Annotated in this window: 12 protein-coding genes; 2 read left to right on the forward strand and 10 right to left on the reverse strand. The window is 71.5% G+C overall.

Annotation, left to right across the window (positions count from 1 at the left end; translation table 11 throughout):
• Positions 1-86 precede the first annotated feature (86 nt).
• Both ACZ4VK_RS08035 and ACZ4VK_RS08040 read right to left on the reverse strand, forming a co-directional pair.
• Complete coding sequence (locus tag ACZ4VK_RS08035; protein WP_468349692.1) at positions 87-680, reverse strand: DinB family protein; 594 nt, start codon at positions 678-680, stop codon at positions 87-89.
• 131 nt (positions 681-811) lie between these two features.
• Positions 812-1654 carry an N-formylglutamate amidohydrolase gene (locus tag ACZ4VK_RS08040; RefSeq protein WP_468349694.1) on the reverse strand — a complete coding sequence of 281 codons (843 nt, stop codon included), beginning with the start codon at positions 1652-1654 and terminating at the stop codon, positions 812-814.
• Between the two features lie 245 nt (positions 1655-1899).
• On the opposite strand from ACZ4VK_RS08040, the gene fabV reads away from it, so the two are divergent.
• Complete coding sequence (gene fabV / locus ACZ4VK_RS08045) at positions 1900-3126, forward strand: enoyl-[acyl-carrier-protein] reductase FabV (protein ID WP_468349696.1); 1227 nt, start codon at positions 1900-1902, stop codon at positions 3124-3126.
• A gap of 118 nt (positions 3127-3244) precedes the next feature.
• Here the strand turns inward: fabV and ACZ4VK_RS08050 are convergent, their stop codons facing one another.
• A complete protein-coding gene (locus tag ACZ4VK_RS08050; protein ID WP_468349698.1) occupies positions 3245-6559 on the reverse strand; it encodes a S8 family peptidase in 3315 nt (1104 codons plus the stop codon).
• Between the two features lie 642 nt (positions 6560-7201).
• Here ACZ4VK_RS08050 and ACZ4VK_RS08055 point away from each other — a divergent pair.
• A complete protein-coding gene (locus ACZ4VK_RS08055; protein WP_468349700.1) occupies positions 7202-8713 on the forward strand; it encodes a right-handed parallel beta-helix repeat-containing protein in 1512 nt (503 codons plus the stop codon).
• Between the two features lie 114 nt (positions 8714-8827).
• Here ACZ4VK_RS08055 and ACZ4VK_RS08060 read toward each other — a convergent pair whose 3' ends face one another.
• The 7 genes from ACZ4VK_RS08060 to ACZ4VK_RS08090 all read right to left on the reverse strand — a co-directional run bounded on the left by ACZ4VK_RS08060 (position 8828) and on the right by ACZ4VK_RS08090 (position 17215).
• On the reverse strand, positions 8828-10054 hold the full coding sequence (locus ACZ4VK_RS08060; RefSeq protein ID WP_468349702.1) for an ATP-grasp domain-containing protein: 1227 nt from the start codon (positions 10052-10054) through the stop codon (positions 8828-8830).
• Positions 10055-10104: 50 nt separating this feature from the next.
• The gene (locus ACZ4VK_RS08065; protein ID WP_468349704.1) at positions 10105-11334 is read right to left on the reverse strand and encodes an ATP-grasp domain-containing protein; all 1230 of its coding nucleotides are present in this window, start codon (positions 11332-11334) and stop codon (positions 10105-10107) included.
• Between the two features lie 14 nt (positions 11335-11348).
• A complete protein-coding gene (locus ACZ4VK_RS08070) occupies positions 11349-12311 on the reverse strand; it encodes a cupin-like domain-containing protein (protein WP_468349705.1) in 963 nt (320 codons plus the stop codon).
• Positions 12312-12394: 83 nt separating this feature from the next.
• Positions 12395-13087, reverse strand: coding sequence for an alpha/beta hydrolase (locus ACZ4VK_RS08075; RefSeq protein WP_468349707.1), 693 nt, complete (start codon positions 13085-13087; stop codon positions 12395-12397).
• Positions 13088-13112: 25 nt separating this feature from the next.
• Positions 13113-13730 (reverse strand): GNAT family N-acetyltransferase, encoded by a 618-nt coding sequence (locus ACZ4VK_RS08080; protein WP_468349709.1) that lies wholly within the window; start codon positions 13728-13730, stop codon positions 13113-13115.
• On the reverse strand, positions 13727-15415 hold the full coding sequence (locus ACZ4VK_RS08085) for an AMP-binding protein (RefSeq protein ID WP_468349711.1): 1689 nt from the start codon (positions 15413-15415) through the stop codon (positions 13727-13729). The genes ACZ4VK_RS08080 and ACZ4VK_RS08085 overlap by 4 nt, the downstream gene beginning before the upstream one ends.
• Before the next feature lie 54 nt (positions 15416-15469).
• On the reverse strand, positions 15470-17215 hold the full coding sequence (locus tag ACZ4VK_RS08090; RefSeq protein ID WP_468349713.1) for a hypothetical protein: 1746 nt from the start codon (positions 17213-17215) through the stop codon (positions 15470-15472).
• Positions 17216-17559 lie beyond the last annotated feature (344 nt).

The raw sequence follows: 17559 nt of genomic DNA on the forward strand, positions 1-17559 counted from the left end.
GAGACCGTCCGGACAGCCGAGGCCGGTGCGCTCGCGATGGCCGCCGCACCGCACCGGCCTTCGGTGCCGGGCCCCCTCACGTCACCTCAGCCCTGCCTGGCGTGAGCCTCCTTGGCGGACGCCTCCAGGCGGTTCCAGTACTCCTGGTACCAGGCCTCGTCGCCCCCGGCCATGTTGCTGTTGGCCTCCCGCATGCCGACCTTGCCGTCGATCAGCTCGCGGACGATGTCCGCGTGGCCCGCGTGTCGGCTCGTCTCGACCGCCATGTGCAGCATGACCCGCTGAAGCGTCACGTCTCCGTTGTCGCCCCACCACGGGACGTGGCCCCTCGCGTCGAGCGGCAGCGCCTCGATCGTCGCGTCCGCGTGCGCCCGGGCGCGGTCGTAGAGGCCGAGGATGTCCTCGCGCGACTCGTCGGCGGTCGCCCACATGTCCGCGTTGGGCTCGGCGTCCTCCTCGTGCCAGGGGAGCGCTTCCTCGTGCGGGCGTCCGAAGGTCGGGCCGAAGTACCCGAACTCGACGCTGGCGAGGTGCTTGACGAGGCCGAGGAGGTTGGTGCCGGTCGGTGTCAGAGGACGGCGTATGTCGTACTCGGACAGTCCGTCCAGCTTCCAGACGATGGCTTCGCGGGCCGACGTGAGGTAACGGTGCAGGTCGTCCTTGGGATCATTGGGCTTCATGGGGCCGAGTCTCGCATCATCCACTGACAACGGCCGTGGATTTACCGGTGCGGACACCGTGCCCGCGCGGGACGGTGAACGGTCGGAGCTTCCAGGAGCTCCTTCCGGACGGGTGTCCGGCGGCCTCCCCGTCAGGCGGACGCCCAGGCGACCAGGTCGGCCAGTGCTCCCGCCAGTGTTTCGAGACCGGGGCCCGCCGGACCGCCCGGCTCCTCCATGTAGAGGTCGCGCCGGATCTCGACCATCAGGGCGGTGACCTCGGGCGTCTTCCCGTAGTACCGCAGGGGCACATACGTGCCCGCGAACGGGGTGTCCAGCTCCGTGCCGCCGAAGCCGCCGAACGCCCGCCGCGCCGCTTCGAGCAGCGGCGCGGGCGTGTGGAAAGGATCGGTGCCCAGGCAGACCGGCGGGCGGGGCCCGTCACCGTGGAGCTCGTACGGCAACGCCTTCGTCGGGTACGAGTGGACGTCGATGACCACCACCCGCCCGACCGCCGCCAGCCGCTCCGCGACGGCGTCCGTCACGGCCTGCGCGTAGGGCCGGAAGTAGCGCTCGATCAACGGCTGTCCGTCGAATCCGTCCGGGCGCAGCTCCTCGCGGTGCGTGGTACGGGTGTAGACCGCGCCCATGCCCGCCGCCAGCATCTCCTCCCGCTCGTCGGGGAACCGCTCCGGATCGACGACCAGACGCGAGAGCCCGTTGACGAACCGCCAGGGAGTGAGGGGCGCGGCCCCGGCCGCCCCTGCGGCCACCTCCGCCGTGTGGGAGTCGGTGATGTGGTCCAACTCCCGCTCCAGAGCGGTGTCGTCGAGCGAGATTCCGGCGCGCACGTGCGCGGGTACGACCCGGGAGGAGTGGGGGACGTGCAGGATCACCGGGGAGTCGGGTGCTCCGGGGTGGAGGCGGAACGCGGGGGAGGGAAGCGGGGTGGCGGGCGAAGGAGTGGGGGGAGCGGAGGGAGAGCCGTCGTTCATCTGGGTCCTCGCTGAGCGTCGTCGTGTACCGAATGAGTCGTCCCGGACATTGTTCCGGCATCCCGTACGGCAGTGGCGCGGCCGGGGACGTCCTGCGCCGAGACAGTGGGAACCCTCCAAGCCGGGCCGGACATCGTTGTGTCGGTCAAGATCACCACGTTCGTCCCGGCGGCCGCAGACTTGCGGGACGGGGTGGCCGAGGTGGCCGCCGCTTCCTGTCCGTGACGACACCTGGGACCCACACCGTGACTGAACGCGTCATCGCGCCCAAGAGCCGGGGCTTCCTGTTCCTCGATTCCCACCCCGGCGGCTGCCGACAGCTGGTGGACGAGATGTGGCAGGCCGTCCCCGGCCCTCTCGCCCCCGTCGCCACCGGCGAGGGTGACGGGCCGGTGGCCCTGGTCATCGGCTCGTCCGCCGGGTACGGTCTGGCCGCCACGATCGCGGGCCTCGCCCGGGTCGGCATCCGCGGCATCGGCGTGTGTTTCGAGAAGGCGCCGGCGCGGCGCACCGGCACGGCGGGCTGGTACCGCACCGCCGCCACCGCCCGGCTCGCCCGGGAGCACGGGCGGGACATGGTCTTCATCAACGGCGACGCGTTCAGCGACACGGTGAAGGAGCAGGTCGCCGATCTCCTCGCCGAGCGGTTCGGGGGACGGCTCGACTTCCTGATCTACTCGGTGGCCGCGCCCCGGCGCACCGACCCGGACACCGGCGACGTCCACGCCTCGGTCCTCAGGCCGATCGGCTCGCCGTACACCACCAAGACCCTCGTCTTCGACGAGAACGGTGCTCCGGAGGTGAAGGAGGTCACCACCGCGCCGGCCGAGGGCGACGACATCGAGCAGACCGTGGCGGTCATGGGCGGCGCCGACTGGGAACGGTGGATCACGTTCCTCGCCGACCGTTCCCTGCTCGCCGACGGCTTCACCACCGCCGCCCTGTCGTACATCGGCTCACCGCTCACCGCGGCGATCTACCGGCAGGGCACCATCGGCGTCGCGAAGGCCCACCTCGAAGCCACCGCCCGCACCTTGGACGAGCGCCTCGGCAAGACCGTGGGCGGCCGGGCCGTGACCTCGGTCAACGCCGCCGCCGTCACGCAGTCGTCCACCGCCATCCCCGGCATCGCCCTGTACGTCGGGCTGCTGCGCGGCGTCCTCGGTGAGGCCATGGTGGCCCCGGTCGGCCAACTCGTGCGGCTCTGGGACCAGTTGACCGGCGTCCGGCCTCTCGACCTCGACGAGGAGGGCCGGGTCCGCCTCGACACGTGGGAACTCGACCCCGCCGTGCAGAACGCCGTCGCCGAACGCTGGGCCACCGCCACCAGCGAGTCCATCACCGAACTCGCCGACCTCGACTGGTTCAGCGACGAGGTCCGCCGTCTCTACGGCTTCTCCGTCCCGGGCGTCGACTACGCCGCCGCCGTCGAAGCCGACGTCCCCTGGCCCACCCCTCCGGCCACCGCCTGAGGGGAACGCACGTGCTGGAGGGCGTACGCGCACGCCCTCCAGCACATCGCCGTCACACGGAACGGGTCACCAGGGCGACGTCACCCGTCGTACCCCGCGATACCTGCCGTACCGCGCGTCACTTGCCGTACCACGCGTTGTGGATCTTCAGCGTCGACGTGTTCCCCTGCCTGTCCGTGACCTCGGCGGAGAACGCGATGCCGCTGTCCTTCGCCGGACTCTTCACGAAGACCCTGCCGTCCCGGACCTTCACGGGCTGCCAGCTCTTCCCGTCGTCGTAACTCACGGACACGGTGAGCGACTTCAGATTGTTCCCCGCCGCCGGGCCCTGCACGGTCACCGGGACCAGGACCGGCATGCCCGCCGGGATGCGCGAGGCGAGGTCCACGGGGGCCGTGAAACGGACCGTGGAGACCGGAAGCGCCGTGGTCGCCGCGACCTGCTTCGAGCGGAACGTGAAACCGGTCTCGACGCGGGTGGAGGCGCCGGCGAGCTTCGCCGAGCGCTCCACGGAGGCCGTCAGCCGGTATTCGGCGTCGGACGAGTCGACCGTGAAGGGCATCGTGCCGGTCAGCGGGTCGTCGTTCTCGGCGACCTTGACGCCGTCGCGGTAGAGCGTCGTCGTGGCCGAGGTGTGCCTCGTCCAGCCCGCGTGGCCGGCGCCGTCGGCGAGCAGCGGCAGGGCGCCGATGATCTGCTGCTCACCGGTGGCCGGGTCGGGCGCGGTGCGGAAGACACCCATGTTCTCGCCCAGAAGCGGGCCGAAGACGCCCGTGTTGAAGGTCTCGCGGTACGTCCTGCCGGTCTCGTAGCGCTTCGGCCGGACCATCTCGTACCGTCCCTCGAACTCCGGGTAGCCCCACGCGTCGGGCTCGCCGTACTGCTCGAACCGGGTCAGCCACCGCACGCCGTCAGCGGTGGAGACATGGAAGGTGCGCGTGCCCGGCAGTGCCTGCGGCGCGGAGAACGCGTTGCCCTGCGGCGCTCCCGGCAGCTGGGAGTAGGGGGAGGCGAGCGCGGTCTTGCCGGGCGCGGACGCGCCGAGGGCGACCTTGAGCGTGGCCAGTTCGTCCGCCTTCACGTGCCGGGTGTAGCCGGTCGCGACCCGGTCCGTCCCACCGCCGAAGGCCACCGAGTACTGGGTGGTGGCGTCCTTGATGAAGTGCGCGTCCCAGGTCTGCAGGAGCGAGCCGTCGGTGACGGCAGGACCGGCGTGGGCGGTGCGGAAGCCGGTGAATCCGTGGAGGACCCAGCCGCTGCCGACGCCTCCCAGGGCGGTGGCGACCTCGTAGTACGAGCCGCCGTAGTCCGCCCTGTCGAGGCCGGGCACGGTGAGGTCCACCGGCTTCGTGGTGCGCGCGTCGGGGGTGATGGTGGTGTCGCCCGTGATCTCCAGCTTCGGCCGGGAGATCCAGTCGGTGCCCTTGGCGTAGTCCGACGGGTCCGCGTAGACGGCCGTGTCGAGGATGTACGAGCCCTTGGGCACGCGGATCGTGTGGGTGCCCGGCTCGTTGTCGACGCGGGTCTGGAATCCCTTGGCGGGACCGTCGACGCCGGTCAGGGTGTTGCTGAAGTTCTGGGCGTCCTCGCCGTCGCGGCCGACGGTCCGCAGCGTGAGGTCGTACGACTCCGCCTCGCGGACGGCGACCGCCGCCGTACGGACGGACTGGCCGCCGCCGGTGGCGGTGACGTAGCCCGAGAAGGTGCCGTCGGTGCCGCCGACGCCGGTGTCGGCGATCAGGTCGACCTCGGCCCTGCCGCCGGCCGGCACGGTGACCCGGGTGGCGCCCAGCTTGAAGAACCCGGCCGGGGCGGGCTTGCCCGTGGGGTCGAGCGTGGACACCGACAGGTCGAGGGTGACGTCGGTGGTCCCGAGGTTGCGGTAGCCGACCTTCCGGGTCAGCGGCTGGTCGTCGGTGTGCGGCCACCGTGCCACGCCGAAGGTCAGCGAGACCGGATCGGCGATCACGCTCTGGGCCAGCGCCCGGTCGACCTGGACGCGGCCCGAGCCCTGCTGGAAGGCGGTGTGGTCGCCCCCCTTGGTGGACGCGACCAGCGCGCCCTTGAGCTCGGGGGACTTCCAGTCCGGGTGCTTCTGCTTCAGGATCGCCGCCGCGCCGGCCACGTGCGGGGTGGCCATCGAGGTCCCGTCGATCTGCAGGTAGCCGGGGGCCGGGTGCGGTGTGCCGGGCTGGGTGTCGATCGCGCTGCCGGGGGCGGCGGCCGCGGTGATGGCCACGCCGGGCGCGGTCACGTCCGGTTTCACGGCACCGTCGCCGACGCGCGGGCCCGTGCTGGAGAAGGCCGCGACCTTGTCGTCCTTGTCGACCGCGCCGACGGTCAGCGCGGCGTCCGCGCTGCCCGGCGATCCGAGCGTGGAAGCGCCGTACTCGCCGTCGTTGCCCGCGGCGACGGCGAAGAGGATCCCCTTCTCGGCGCTCAGGGTGTTCACCGCCGCTTCCAGCGGGTCGACGCCGGGGCTGTCACCGCCGCCGAGGCTGAGGTTGACCACGTCCGCGCCTTCGGCGGCGGCCCACTCCATGCCCGCGATGATGGCGGAGTCGTCCCCGAAGCCCTGGTCGTCGAGGACCTTCCCGCTGATCACCTTGGCGCCGGGGGCGACGCCCTTGTACGTACCGCCGGACCTGGCACCCGTACCGACGGCGATCGACGCGACGTGCGTGCCGTGTCCGACGCGGTCCACGGCGTCGGGGGAGGCGGAGAAGTTCTTCTCGCCGACGACCTGGGTCCTGAGGTCGTCGTGGGTCCTGTCGACACCGGTGTCGAGGACGGCGATCTTGACGCCCGTTCCGTCGTACCCGGACTCCCACGCCTTGTCGGCGCCGATCTGGCGGACGCCGCGGTCCAGGTCGGCCCGCCGCACACCGTCCAGCCACACCTTGCCGATGCCGGAGGCGGTGGCGCGCGCGCCGCTCCGCCCCGGGTCGGTCAGCGCCTCCCACACCCTGGCCACGTCGTCCCGCGAGGTGCGGATGGCGTCGGCGTCGATGGTGGGGAACGTGCGCCGCACCTGGGTGTCACCGGCCGCACGCACCTCGGCCCGCGCGGCCCGGGCACCCTCCTCGTACTGCACGATCAGCTTGAGCCCGTCGCGGTGGCTCGCGCGCAGCCGAGGATCGGTGAGCTCGGTGAGGTCGAAGAGCCGCTGGTCCAGCTTGCCGGCGGCGATCAGGCTCCGCGCGTCGCCGGGCACGAGCAGCGTGTGGTCCTTGACGCGCTGTATCTGTACGGGTATCCGCTCACGGCCCTCGGCGGCCTCGAAGGCCACCACCCGGCCCTTGGCTCCGACCACCACGTGGTCGCCCGTGATGAGCCGGATCCGCTGCTCGACGCCGGAACGTGAGCTGTGCGGTGTGTTCGTGTGAGGTGAGGTCGTCGCGTTCGCGGCGATCGATGTCGCGGGGCCGGTCATGCCTGCGACCAGGGCCACCGAAGTGGCCGCTGTGATGGTGAAGGCGCGTGCTCTGTGCACATGTGCGCGCAAGTCTCCCCCAGGAGATCGGGACGAAGTCGGTGGTCGGTTCCAGCCGGGCGCACCGGCGCCCGCCGCTGGTCAGCGCAGTATGTGAGGTGAGAAAGGCGTGATCAACGGCGGTACGGCGCCTAGGGGTTGATCCGGACGCCTTCCGGCCATCGTGAGCCGGGCCAGTGCGATGGGACGACGATGGGAGTGTGACGACGCTGTGACACCGGGGCGATGCTTGTGCGACACGGCCGTACGAGAGCGTCCCCGGACCACGGTGCGGCGCAGGTCCTGAGCGTCCTTGTGCCTCCCGCGCCCCAACGGCGGAGCGGCCCCTTCCCGTTGGCCGTAACCGCACCCCTGACGGAACCGCCCGCCGTCGGGGTCCGGGAGCCGGAGGAGAGCTCGGTGGCGGGGCCGCTGCTGTGGCCGGCCGACGAACCCTGGCCGGTGACGCGTCCAGGCAGGGCGCGAGTTGACCGAACGCCCTCCCTCTGATCGAGATTCGATCAATCGACAGGAATGTGTTGACTCGATCATCGCTCGGACCTAGCTTCTGGCGGCATCGGACCTTCAGAAGGGCGTTGTGTCATGGCCATGCAGGCATTCTCGGGACGGCGTGCGATGAGCGGCGGGCTGGTCGCCCTTTCGCTCGTGGCCGCCGGCGGCGTCACCCTCGTCGGCGTTCCTCCCGCCGCGGCCGCGGCGACCACCACCCATGTGGACTGTTCGCTGCCGGACGCCGGCGACGGCAGCCAGGCCGCACCGTTCAACAGCGTCGCCCAGGCCAACGCGAGGACGTACGGCCCCGGTGACACCCTCGCCTTCGCGTCGGGCACCACCTGCACCGGGTCCCTCGCCCCCAAGGGCAGCGGCACCGCCGCCGCCCCCGTCACCCTCACCCGCTACGGCTCCGGCGCCCTCCCCGTCATCAACGGGAACGGCGCCCCCGACGTCGTCTCCCTGACCAACCAGGACCACTGGCGCGTCAGCGACCTCAAGCTGACCAACCCCGCCGCCTCCCTCGCCCGCCGCACCGGCCTGCGGATCTCCGCCACCGACGGCACGGCGCACCGCGGATTCGACATCAGCGGTCTCGTCATCGACCGTGTGGCCGGCCAGACGAACAAGAACAGCCCGACCACCGAGGACTTCGTCCAGTCCGCCGGCATCGTCACCGGCGCGAGCGGCACGAACTCCACCCTCAACGACGTCCACGTCCACCACAACCAGGTCAGCAACACGGGCGGCGGCGGCCTCAAGATCCGCGTCGGCGCCATGGCGGTCAAGGGCGCGGGCGTACTGATCGAGCACAACGTCATCAAGGACGTCGGCGGCGACGGCATCATCGCGAGCTACGCGGACGCGCCGATGATCCAGTACAACAACGCCTCCGGCGTCGGCAACGGCGTCTACCCCTTCTCCGGCGGCAACTTCGCCGGCATCTGGGTACTCGGCGACCGCGATCCGACCATCCAGAAGAACGCCGTGTACGGGATCACGCGGATGTCCGTGGCCGACAGTCAGGCCTTCGACTGCGACTGGGGCAACACCGGCACCTGCACCATCCAGTACAACTTCAGCCGCGACAACATCGGGGGCTTCTTCCTCGACTGCGACGGCTGCGGGACCATCGGCGGCGCCCGGCAGATCATCCGCTACAACATCTCCGAGAACGACTGCCGGATGAGCAGCGTCACCGCCGGCCGCTCCGCGCTGCACATGTACAACAACGTCTTCTACTGCACGGACAGGAAGTTCAGCGTCACGCTGCCCGAGGAAAGCGTCGTCGAGAACAACATCTGGGTGGGGAACGCCGACTCCCGACTGCCCACGGGCCCCGGGATCTCCTGGCTGTGGAACGTCTTCCAGGGCGTGCCGAGGCCCACCGCCAACGGCATCACCGGCGACCCGCACTTCGTGAGCCCCGGTACCGGCGGCGACTCGATCCACTCCGTCGACGGCTACAAGCTGCGGTCGACGTCACCCGCCCTGAACAACGGTTCCGTGATCAGCGGCAACGGCGGCCGCGACTACTGGGCGAACCCGGTGTCCGCGACCACCAAGCCCCACCGGGGCGCCTACAACGGCCCGGGGCTGTAGGCGCGCGGCAGGCCGACGGCTCTGATCGTCGACCGGACGCGCCGCGGGCGACCACGCCGTCGACCTGGCCCGCGTGTCGGCGGGCCGCGACCCGCCCCGAGGGAACGCGACCGCTCACCGGCCCGTGGCACCGGGCCCGTAGACGAACCGCAGCATGCCGGTCGCCTCGCGGGCCCGGCTCAGCGCCTGCGGCGGTGAGTCGCCGACGGCGAGGACCCGGCCCGAGCGGTCGAAGTTGTGCCGGACCGTGGGCCGCGGGCCGCCCGGCTCCTTCAGGAGCGTGACGGCGCGGACATGGGGCAGGGCGCGGACCTCCTCGACGCCCTCGACGGCCAGCAGGGTGTCGGTCGGCGGCCCGGAAGGCGCCGCGTACCAGGCCGCCGCGCTGCGCGCGTGGACGATCTCGGCGGGCAGCAGCGCGCCGATGTCCTCACCGATGCTCTGCCGGGCGACCAGGTCGTACATGTCCACGCCCGTGGAGAGTCGGACGAGGTCCATGATGGCGTCGCCCGCGACCCGGTTGTGCATCTCGATGATCCGGGGCCCTCGCCCCGTCAGCATGACCTCGGTGTGCGAGGGACAGTCGTGGAAGCCGAAGGCGTCCAGGACGCGGAGGACGTACGCGGACACGGCGGCGTGCTCCTCGGCGGTGAGCGGAGCGGGGACCACATGGCCGCGCGACACGAAGGTCACCGGGTCGGTGAACTTCCGGGTCACGGCGACGATGCGGTGGCGGCCGCCCGTCGACAGCGCCTCGACACTGACCTCCTCCCCGTCGAGGAACTCCTCGACCACCACGCCCCGTTCGATGTGGTGCGGGCCGACCCGGCGAAGGGCCGCCTCGACGTCCTCCTCGGTGTCGATCCGCGACACGCCCACGCTGGCCTCCGTGTCCACCGGCTTGACGATGCAGGGCAGACCGAGCTTCCCGATGGCCTCCAGGACCTCCTGGCGCCCGCGTGCGAAGGCGAACCGGCAGCTGGGGATCGCGTGCTCGTCGAGGATCTCCCGCATCCGCGCCTTGTCGAGCACCCGGTGGAACAGGTCGACGTCGACCGTGGTGGGGACGCCCAGCCGTTCGCTGACGGCCCGCACGACGGGGTAGGTGTGCTCGTTGTACGCGGCGACCGCGTCGAACGGCGCCCTACGGTGCAGGACCTCCGCCATCTCGGCCCACACGTCCGTCCCGGCCTCGTCGTCGAGGACGACCACGTGCGCGTACGGGCCGACCGCGTCCTCGCGACGGGCCCTGCCGCGCGGCACGAACAGGACCATCTCGTGCCCCTGGTCACGCAGCCGGTCGTGGCACATCCGGTTGGTGCCGATGACGAGAACGCGCATGGTCCCTCTCCGACTCGGTGCGGCGGTGGGCTGAATCGGTGCCGGGGCGCTCACGGCCGCTCCGCCGTGCCGGGAGCGCCGGCGGGCGCGGCGGCGTCGACCCGGACCAGGTCGCGTGCCGCCTCCGCCTTCGCCACGGCGTCCCCCGTGTCGTCGCCCGCGCAGAGCACGTACCCCTGGCGCGAGTCGGACGAGCGGAGGGCACCCAGGTCCTGGCCGGGGCGCAGCGTGCACACCACCCGGATCACGCCGGGGGCGAGCTCGGCGTCCGAGACCCCTTCGACGCCCCGGACGCGGACGTTCTCCCGGGAGAAGAAGCGGATGGCGGCCGCGCGGGCCCGGGGCACCCGCGGCGGGTCCGGCAGGCCGAGCAGCGCGCACATGGTCTCGGTGATCTGATCGACTCCACCGACCATCTCGCACATCTCCCAGATCTGGTCGCCGCCGACCCGCGTCTGGGCCTCGATCAGGCGGGGGCCGTCCGGGGTGAGGCGCAGCTCGCTGTGGACCGGACCCGTCCGCTGGCCGATGAGGTCGAGGAACTCCAGGACGGTCTTCTCGATCGCCTCCAGGTCACCGGCGTCGAGCCGGGCGGGGACCTGGTGGCCGAGCTCCACGAAGCCGGGGAACCCGGTGGTCAGTTTCTCGGTGACCATGACGACCTCGTGCACGCCGTGCCGGGAGACCGACTCGACGCTGTACTCGGGGCCGGTCAGGAACTCCTCCGCGAGGACCGGCTCCGGGCCGGCCACGGCCGCGGTCCAGGCCCAGCGCTCGGCGAGCTGCCGGGCGGACTCGACGACGTACACGCCCTCGCTGAGACCGCCCGAGGGCGGCTTGAGCACGACGGGCCGCCCGCCGAGCCCGGCCAGGAAGCCGGCCGCGTCCGCCTCCGTGGCGCACACCCGGTGACGTACGGGGCTCAGACCGCGCCGGTCGAGCAGGGCACGCGTCCTGGTCTTGTCGCGGGTGGCGAGGACGGCGGCCAGGTTCTCCCCGGGGACGCCGAGGTCGATCGCGACCCGCGAGGCGGGCTCGAGGCCGTACTCGGTGAAGGAGAGCACGGCGTCGAAGGGGTCCGCCTCGTGCCAGTCCCGGACCACGGGAAGCAGTTCGTCCAGGTCGCGGTAGTCGAGGACGGCGTACCGCGCGGCGGCGGCCGCCTGCTCCTCGTCCGCCCGCTCCGGGATCTGGACCATCGAGTGGCGCAGGCCGAGCGCCGCCGCCTTGGGCACCTCGTGGCCCCGGCCGCCGACCAGCAGGATGTGCTGCTGCCTCATGGGCTCTTTGTACCTCACTGACGGAGTCGGGACAGGTCGATGTCCATCCGGTCGGCCAGCGCCCGCGCCCGGGCGACGACGACGTCGAACAGCTCGGAGTGGGTGACGCGCAGCTCGTCCGGGTTGAGGGCGAGCGCGAGCAGCTCGCCGATGCGCTGGCGGACGTGGGCACGGAGGTTGGCCTCGTCCAGACACTTGCGGCCGAGTCCGATGGAGTCGTCGAGGAGCTCGATGCGGTGGAACCACAGGGCGGGGAGGTAGAGCACGTCTCCTGGCCGCAGGACGAAACGCGTCAGCCGGGCGTCGGGGGAGGCGCACAGCTCGTCGAGCCGCGCCTCGCCGCCGGGCCCGGGGAGGAGCTCGGCGCCGGGGCCCATGACGTACCAGAGTTTCTCGCCGACGATCTGGGCGTGCATCACGTCCACGGAGTACGCGTCCTGGTGCAGCCGGGTGACGCCGCCCCGCTGGCCGATCCACAGCTGGTGGTTGACCGAGGCGGCCTCGCCGTACAGCTCCCGCCGGAAGTCGTACTGGGCGATGTCCAGTTCCGGCATGTCCGCCGCGAGCTCCGGCGCGCTGGTCCGGTAGTACCACTCCTGCAGGTAGAGCGGATCGGCTCCGCTGCCGGAGCTCTCCTCCATCCGGGTGACGAACGCGCCGAAGGTGGTCCTGCGCGCGGCCCGGCTGCTGTAGCTGTCGACCACGACCGGGACGTCTGCACAGCGCTCGGCGAGGTTGCGGAAGGTCCAGCCGCGGACGGAGGGCCAGTCGGCGGCGTACCCCTCAAGGACCACGGGGCGGCCCTGGAAGCGGTACTCGCGCTCGAACTCCTCCCTGGTCAGGCCGGTGCGCCGCTCCAGTTCCGGGGCGGACGCGAGGAGATCGGCCAGGGGGCCGGAGTGGAAGGCGGCCTCGACGGTCTTGAGGGCGTCGACGTCTCGTCGTTTCAGCAGGTTCCGCTCGGTCTGCACGGCCATGGCGATGCGGCTCCTCGGATGCGGATGCGGATGCGGATGCGGATGCGGGCGTGGGTATGGATACGGCGGCGGGGGCGCGGCGGTCAGGGGGCGAGCAGGCGCAGCACGGCCCGTACGGTCCGCTCCCGGAGGGACTCCTGGTGGGGCAGCCAGCGGTGGACGAAGTGGTCGCACTCCTCGAACCAGACGAGCTCGGCGGACCGGGCGCGGCGCGCGTGGCGGAGGTACCCCTCGGTGACCTCGGGCGAGCACACCTGGTCCTGACGGGCGCCGAAGACCAGCAGATCGCCCTCGAAGTCGCGCAGGGCGGCGTACGCGGGAGAGTCGGGATGGTCGTCGGGGCGCACCAGGCTGCCGTCGAAGGGCAGGTCGGCGGCGTGCTCGGGATAGGTCGCCGGGCAGAACAGCACAAGCGCGCGCGGCCGGAGCTCCCGTACGGTCCAGGCGGCGAGGTGGGCGCCCATGCTGGTGCCGATGACCACGGGCGGCCTCGACCCGTCGAGCCGGCCGGCCGCCGCCAGGGTCTCGGCACGGCGGCGGCTCAGTGTGGACCGGGTGAGCTCTCCCGTGCTGTCGCCGTTGCCGGAGAAGTCGAAGGTGAGCGAGCCGTGTCCGTGGTCCGCAAACGCGTCGAGCAGATAGCGGGTACGGTGCCGGGTCGCGGTGGTGCCCAGGCCGTGCAGGGTCAGGATCTCAGGACCGGTCCCGTCGGCCGCCGTGGTCCGCGTCGCCGCAAGCCGCTCTCCGGCGGCCTCGAAGAAGAAGTCCTCGCGCACGGCCCGCCTCCTCTCTCCATGAGGTTCAGTTGCCGGTGGCCGCGGTCGAGCCGGCGCCGGTCGCCTCGAACCGCTCCTTGCGCACGGTGGGCCACGCCTCGCGCAGGATGCTGTAGTAGACGACATCGCGGCGGCGCCCGCCGGGCATGACGTTGAAGCTGCGCAGGACGCCCTCCTCGACGGCGCCGATCCCGGCAAGGCCCGCGCGGGCTCCGGCGTTGAGCACGTCCGTCTTGAACTCCACGCGCTCGCAGCCGAGTTCCTCGAAAGCGTGGTCAAGGAGGGCCAGTTTGACGGCCCGGTTGACGCCGGTCCGGCGGGCGCCCGCGCAGAGCCAGGACCAGCCGATCTCCAGCCGGCGGTCGGCCGGGGCGAGGTTGCCGTAGGCGGTGCTTCCGACGATTCCGCCGGTGGCGTTGTCGATGACGGCGAAGACGGTCCGGGTGCCGGTCAGGGTGTCGCGGATCGCGGTCTCCAGGAAGGTGTGGAGGTCGTCCGGGGTCTCGATGCGCTGGACGAAATAGCGCCAGATCGCCGGCTCGTACACGATCCTGGCGAAGGCCTCGGTGTCGGTGACGCGGATGCGCCGCAGGGTCACCCGGTCGTTGGCCGGCTCCAGGTCGGCCAGACTGTCCCAGCTCACGGTTTCCGTTCCTCCGCTTCCTGCACCAGTACGGGCGTGGTGCCGATGGTGCCGTCGTTGTAGACGCGCTGCCGCTCGTAGACCTCTTCCAGGTCCCGGTCGTAGCGTGCGGCGATCCGCGCACGCATCAGCTTGTACTGGGCGTTCAGCAGGCCGTTGTCGATGGAGAACGGCTCGTCCGCGACGACGGCGGCGTAGACGCGCTGCTCGTAGCGGAGTTCCTCGTTCAGTTCGGTCAGGCCGCGGGCGAGTGCCTCCGCGTCGAGGCCCCCGGTGGTGGCCGGGGAGACCACGGCGGTGAGGTACGGCCGGCCGTCCCCGAAGACGGCGCAGTCGTGCACCCCGGGCAGTTCGCGGACGCGCTCCTCGACGAGCGGCACCAGGATGTTGAGCGCTCCGCTCAGGGTGACGATGTCGTCGACGCGACCGTCGATGTAGAGGAAGCCGTCCTCGTCCACGTGCCCGACGTCGTGCGTCCTGACCTCACCGGTCGGCAGGAAGGTCTTCTCGTTGGCGCCGGGCGCACACCACGTGTACCGCGTGTTCACGGGATCTGTGGTGCCGACGACGAGGACGCCGTCCTTGTCGAAACGGATGCGCTTGTGGGGCAGGACCCGGCCGACGCTGCCGAGACGGAAGGCGCCGGGGTGGTTCTTGGCGACGACGCACGTCTCGTTCAGGCCGTAGCCCTCGTAGAGCGGGACGCCGGCGTCGTTGAAGAAGTGCAGCACCTGCCGTCCGGCTGGAGCGGAACCGGTCCACAGATAGCGGATGCGGCCGCCGAGCATCCGTCGGATCGCCGCACCCCGGCCCGCGGGGTCGGTGGGCACCCCGTCGGCCTCCAGCCGGGCCTTGAGCTGCTCGTAGAACCCGGGCACCCCCATGATCACGGTGGGCGAGACCGCCCGGGCCGTCGCCACGGCGGTGCGCCGGTCGGCCAGGGTGACGTCGTGGCCGTGGACGAGGGCCGAGTAGATCCAGTAACGCTGCTGCAGGAACCGGACGGGCAGGAAGACCAGGAGGTTGTCGCCGTCGCGGTGGTCGAACATCTCCTGGACGGCGGCCATCGTCCGGTTGACGCTGGCCACCGTGACCTCGATGCCCTTGGGCGGTCCGGTGCTCCCGGAGGTCTGCTTGACGGCGCAGATGTCGGCCGGATCGTAGCCGGGGTGGGGCGGAATCCCGGAGGGACGGGCGGACGCGCCGGCGGGACCGAAGGCCCAGTCGCGGACCTGGGCGATGTCGTGGACGGCTCCGCCGTCGCCGCTCGTGCCGGTGCCGGTGCCGGGGTCTACGTCGACGGGGTACGGATCGCCGGCGTCGGTGAACAACAGGCCGAGACCGAACTCGGCGAGCACGGCGGCCGGTGCGTGGCGGTCGGGTTCGATGCCGGCGGTCACGGCACCCAGCTTGAGCGCGGCGAGATCGAGCAGCACCCACTCGATCCGGTTGGGCGCCATGACGCCGACGCGGTCGCGGGCACCGACACCGAGCGCGTGGAGACGCGCCGCCACCCGGAGGGCGGCCGTGTCGAGCTCGGCGAGGCTCAGGGAGCGGACCTCGTCGCCGTCGCGATAGTGGATGCGGTGCCGGGTGTCCTGGCACCTGGTCCGGGCGACGGTTCCGACGACGTCGACGACCGGGGGCGAAGCGGGCTCGTGCGGGCCGGCGTTCTGCTCGCTCATCTACGGTGTGTCCTCCTCGGAACGGGCCGTGGGCCGCTGTGGCGCGGGTGGTGGTCAGCCGGCCACGGACAGGGTGTCGCCGACGGAGAGGTCGTACGCGGCGAGGCGCTCCCAGCCCCGCGACGCGTACCAGTCGCGGTCGAAGCCGCCCAGCGGCCGTACGGGCAGGGTGCCGTTCTGGACGCCGTCCGCGAGGGTCCGCCACAGCTCGTCGACGAGCGAGCAGTGGCGTACGGCCTCCCGCAGCTCCCGCAGGGTGTACGCCGGGCCCTCCATGCGTACAAGGCGGATGTCGTAGCAGCCGCGGAAGCCGTGGCCGTAGACGGTGAACGGGGGGTGCCACACCTGGGCTCCGGGGGCACGGATGGAGTAGCGCACCCGTGAGGCGATGTGGCCGCCGTGGTGGTGTTCGGCGTGCTCGGTGATGTCGGGCACCTGCGGCGGAAAGAAGTAGTGCCGCTTCTCGGGAACGACCTCGCGGTCGAACTCACCCGGGGCGAAGTGCCAGCGGTTGTACATCATGCGCTGGGCGGCGCGCCAGAGAATGGCGGCGGTCTCGGCGCCGGGGTCCGCGCCGGTCTCTGCCATCCGGGTGGCGTGGGGCAGGCAGCAGCAGACGAAGTCGTTCTTCTTGAGCTCGAGGACCCCGTCGGGACCGCCGGGCCGGGCGCCGCGCAGCCGGGTCAGATCGCGGACGGAGCTGCTCATGCCGTAGTCGGAGTCGGTGGCCTGGACGGCGGAGAGCACGATGGCGGCGAGGAGCTCCCCGACGGCGCCGTGCCCGGCCGGTTGCTCGCCGTCCTGATCCGCCCGGGTCGCTCCGGCAGCCCGGAGGCCCCCGTTCGGACCGGTGTCCCGGAGTGTCCTGGCCGTCCGGGTCGCCGCAGCCCTGCGGGCGTCGGCTGCTCTCCGGGCGTCCGCCAGGGTCGCCGCGACGGCCAGGGCACGCAGGTCCTCCCGCGCCCGTCCGGTCGGCTCCACGCCGAGCCGGTCGCGGCCGTGACGGGCCACCAGCTCCGGCAGGACGTGCGGGTCACGCGGCTGGGGGAAGTCCGCCAGGTACTCGTTCTTGACGAAGGTCAGGCCGTTGATGCGGCGATAGCGCATGAGCGGCGAGTGCCGGTCGACCTCCTCCTGGAGGGCTCGGACCTCCTCCGCCAGTTCCGGCAGGGTCACACCGTGGCACGGGAGCGAAGGGCGCCCCACGGCGGCGCGGTACGTCGCGTGGCGATCCAGCAGATACTGCCGAAGCCGGGTGACGGAGAGCTGAACGCCGTTGAATTCCTCGAATCGGACGGAACGGCCGCTGCTGAAAAGGCAGTGCGCGAGGACGACGAACAGTCGGTCGGAAACACTCCAGCTTTCCACCGGACGCTGCCGCAGACGCGAAATCCGGCCTTCTCGGGTCAGGGTGTTGCTGCCGGCGTCGGACTTCGAGAAGACCTCGCGCCCGACGAAGACGTAGACCGTCTCGACCCGTTCGACCCAATCGGCCAGCTGGACAAGTCGGCCGTCGATTTCCCCCTTGTCCTGCCAGCCGCGCAGGACGGTCTCGACCTCCTGGAATTCGGCGGCCTCCCGTGCCTCGGCCGACCGGGTCTCCTCCTCCGCCATGTCCAGGACCTCGGGCGGCACCCGCATCCACGCGAGCGGCTCCGAGGGGCCCTGACCACCAGATTCCGGCAGCTCACCGGGCCTCCAGAACGACACGCCGAAGAGCGCCGAACGGGTCACCGGAACCAGCCCGCAGGCGCCGGTGGGCGGCTCCGTGAAGATCTCGACATCGGTCCGGCCGAGCACGCTCTGGACGAGCAGCCCCTCCCAGACCGTCAGTCTCCGACAGGCGAGACGAAAGGGAATACGACCCCTGCTGGTGAGTTCACCCAGCAGCCAACTCGACGCTTCTTCCGCACGTAAGACGGCAGTACCCGATCCGGAAAGAATCATGAAGTTCCTCGTCGCTCGGCAATGAAACGCATCAACCGACATCACGGAACGTGCTGCGCGCAGCCTGACGGAACATCAGTCATCGTGACAGCGGACCCCTGTCACGTACACGTGGTTTTCGGCCGTTCCTCGTGACCAGGAACGGTCCTGTCAAATATCCAGGGATCCGAAACGCGGCGCGAAAACCCGTGGACGGA

The organism is Streptomyces sp. NPDC028711 (assembly GCF_055565415.1).

Excerpts from the sequence above, each read along its gene's own strand:
- ACZ4VK_RS08085 (WP_468349711.1), bottom strand. The coding sequence starts at position 15,415 with ATGAGCGAGCAGAACGCCGGCCCGCACGAGCCCGCTTCGCCCCCGGTC.
- ACZ4VK_RS08060 (WP_468349702.1), bottom strand. The coding sequence starts at position 10,054 with ATGCGCGTTCTCGTCATCGGCACCAACCGGATGTGCCACGACCGGCTG.
- ACZ4VK_RS08050 (WP_468349698.1), bottom strand. The coding sequence starts at position 6,559 with ATGACCGGCCCCGCGACATCGATCGCCGCGAACGCGACGACCTCACCT.
- ACZ4VK_RS08040 (WP_468349694.1), bottom strand. The coding sequence starts at position 1,654 with ATGAACGACGGCTCTCCCTCCGCTCCCCCCACTCCTTCGCCCGCCACC.
- ACZ4VK_RS08065 (WP_468349704.1), bottom strand. The coding sequence starts at position 11,334 with ATGAGGCAGCAGCACATCCTGCTGGTCGGCGGCCGGGGCCACGAGGTG.
- ACZ4VK_RS08035 (WP_468349692.1), bottom strand. The coding sequence starts at position 680 with ATGAAGCCCAATGATCCCAAGGACGACCTGCACCGTTACCTCACGTCG.
- ACZ4VK_RS08055 (WP_468349700.1), top strand. The coding sequence starts at position 7,202 with ATGGCCATGCAGGCATTCTCGGGACGGCGTGCGATGAGCGGCGGGCTG.
- ACZ4VK_RS08070 (WP_468349705.1), bottom strand. The coding sequence starts at position 12,311 with ATGGCCGTGCAGACCGAGCGGAACCTGCTGAAACGACGAGACGTCGAC.